The 2,527-nt window shown below is 64.7% G+C and carries 4 protein-coding genes; 1 reads left to right on the top strand and 3 read right to left on the bottom strand.

All coding sequences use genetic code 11. The features are described 5' to 3' along the window. Positions 1 to 87 precede the first annotated feature (87 nt). Complete coding sequence (locus ACFWF3_RS31930; RefSeq protein WP_378626791.1) at positions 88 to 441, top strand: MerR family transcriptional regulator; 354 nt, start codon at positions 88 to 90, stop codon at positions 439 to 441. 273 nt (positions 442 to 714) lie between these two features. On the opposite strand, the gene ACFWF3_RS31935 is transcribed toward ACFWF3_RS31930, so the two are convergent. The 3 genes from ACFWF3_RS31935 to ACFWF3_RS31945 all read right to left on the bottom strand — a co-directional run bounded on the left by ACFWF3_RS31935 (position 715) and on the right by ACFWF3_RS31945 (position 2,250). After that, on the bottom strand, positions 715 to 1,149 hold the full coding sequence (locus ACFWF3_RS31935; RefSeq protein WP_379317520.1) for an SgcJ/EcaC family oxidoreductase: 435 nt from the start codon (positions 1,147 to 1,149) through the stop codon (positions 715 to 717). Between the two features lie 455 nt (positions 1,150 to 1,604). Further along, positions 1,605 to 1,763, bottom strand: coding sequence for a hypothetical protein (locus ACFWF3_RS31940; RefSeq protein ID WP_379317522.1), 159 nt, complete (start codon positions 1,761 to 1,763; stop codon positions 1,605 to 1,607). A gap of 118 nt (positions 1,764 to 1,881) precedes the next feature. Continuing rightward, on the bottom strand, positions 1,882 to 2,250 hold the full coding sequence (locus ACFWF3_RS31945) for a hypothetical protein (RefSeq protein WP_379317523.1): 369 nt from the start codon (positions 2,248 to 2,250) through the stop codon (positions 1,882 to 1,884). Positions 2,251 to 2,527: the final 277 nt, after the last annotated feature.

The following is a 2,527-nucleotide window of genomic DNA, read 5'->3' on the forward strand; positions in this document are numbered from 1 at the left end:
GGCAAGTGAAATCAATCCCTCAGTCGTAAATCACGGCCCCGGCGCCCAGTGCGCCGGGGCCTTCCGGCTTTGAATCCGAGAGGCCTCGTGCAGCACCCGAACATCCATCCCGCCGACGGCGCCAGCGCCGCGGACAAGCTCGATGACGACACCTACCCCGCCTACAGCATGGGGCGCGCCGCGGAGATCCTCGGCGTCACCCAGGCGTTCCTGCGCGGCCTCGACGCCGCGCGACTACTGACCCCGCAGCGCTCTGCGGGCGGGCACCGCCGCTACTCGCGCTACCAACTGCGCATCGCCGCACGCGTGCGTGAACTCGTCGATGCGGGCAACGCACTCGAGTCGTCGTGCCGGATCGTGATCCTCGAAGATCAGCTCGCCGAGGCTCAGCGCATCAACGCCGACCTTCAGCGCGAACTCGACACCCGAGCCGACGGCTGACTACGGGATTCCGAGCACCGATCGTGGGCGAGCATCGATCAGTGATGTAGCTCTTCGGTCGGGCCAGTTCGGTTTCAGGGGAGGAGACGAAGTCCTCCATCGACGCGTTGTCATAGGAGTGCCCGACCCAATGCATCGATTGCGCTATCGCGTTGTCGGCCAGCCGATTAGCGAACCGGAATGCCTTGTAGGTCCAGTATCGACCGACCCGGGAGCAGCTCGCAGCTCGCCTGCGGGTGGAGGAGGCTCGGGCCGAGGAACACCGCGAGAGATTCAGAGCCAACGTCGAGTTGGCCTGCGCCGTCGAGTCCACCACGCTTGGCTTCGCCGGGCCCAACTCTCATACCTCCACCACGTTCGACCATTCGTTGTTCTAGTAGCCGCGCTGGCTGTTTCCCAGCGTCCCAGCCACCACTGACAAGTGAATCGAGTCGCTAGGTAGGCTGGTGCGCTGGCCCTGGCGACATTCGGTGCCGGGAAGCGCAGCGTGGTGGTTTCGGGTTCGGCCATGCGGGTGCGCCTCATGAACCCGTCGAAGCCCTCCTGCATGACGGTGGCGAGTTCGGTCCGGCCCTGGATGCGTTCCCCGATCACCGATACGAAATCGGCGTCGCGGGTGAACGGGGCGGCGAAAGAGGTGCCGTCACCTGCGGCCCAGGCGTCCATCTGCTCGCGCAGCAGGGCGAGGATGGCGGTTTCGTCAGTCACGGCGTCACCGGTCCCCGGCGACGCAGACCCGTGAACTCGAGGGCGGCGAAACTCGCGACGAGCGTTGCGCCGGACAGCAGGAAGACCCGGCCCCAATTCGTCAGCGGAATCAGATTGATGACAGCGACGACGGTAGCCAGGCCACACGGACGCGACGACCAAGCTCGGCATCCTGCTCAAACAGCGTCGCAAACGCACCGACGGGTACCGCCGAGTCACCGACAGCGGCCACAACGACACCTCCGACGAGTGAAGTATCGTCGAAGTTCGGGTGTGCCCTGCCACTCCCGTCTCACGCCGAACCGTTGCGGCCGCCGTTGACGCGTACATCGCCCGCCTCAACGGTGCCGCCATTATGACGAGAACTAGGCGCGGCAACGCGCACTCAGTGCCGAGGGGACTGTGCAAACAGCGGTGTAACTTCGAATCAAGGTGACTGCATCCGAGCAGGGCGGCTAAGCCCGCCGAGGTTGTGGCACGTTGATGTGGCCGTTGGTGGCGGCATTACGCAACCAGGTTTCGGCTTCGTCGAGGTCACCCATTCGATAGAGCAGCACGCCGAGGTTGGATACGTGTTTGCCGCTTCGCGCCAACTGTCTGACAGTCAGCAGCAACGCACACTCATCCCGCTGATCGTGCGGTCCCGAACGGCCGACGTGGCGCCTTGGTTGATCTACCACGGCGTCATCAGTACCGACGCGGGCGAGCGGGCGCTGGAATTTCGACTTGTCGTCAACCGGTCCGGGTGGGATCGGTGACGTAGCGGAGTTCTGCAGGCTTGCCGTCGGCGCCGAGCACCACGACCTCGTAGACAACACCGCGTTGGGGCAGCGGTCTGGGGACTTCGCCAGCGGGTGGACGAGGCAGGTAGTAGGTGGCGCGGCTTCCGAGCTCGTTGACCGCGTAGTTGCGCGTCCCTGCGAGTGGACCGTCCAACAGGAGACCTTCACAGAAGGGGATCTTGGGCGAGCGGTCGACGCGGTCCAGGTCGAAGCGGGCTTTGATCTCATCATCGGTCAGGTCCGGCTCGATGCGTTCGGCTCGGCCGTCATCGAGGAGGAGCAGGCGGCGACCCTCGTTATCTGGGGGAAGAGTACTCACTACCCCGATGTGATCAGCCACGCCGCATTCTCCCATGAGGCTTTGCTCTGGGCATGCGTCCCAAACACACCCTCGATGTGCTCAATACTCTCATCGACCGGATCGTCGCCCGCGCGCCGACAACGCTGTCGCCGACAGAACCTGGTAACACGCCGACGAACGCGAACCATCGGTATGCAAGGCATCGCGGCGCGCGCCCCGGGGGGTTCATCGCCCAGACCGCGCTGTAGTTCGCACACTCGGAGCGCCGATCTCGGTACGTCAACAGGAACAGACC

Source organism: Nocardia sp. NPDC060220, from assembly GCF_042727815.1.
Classification (GTDB): Bacteria; Actinomycetota; Actinomycetes; order Mycobacteriales; family Mycobacteriaceae; genus Nocardia.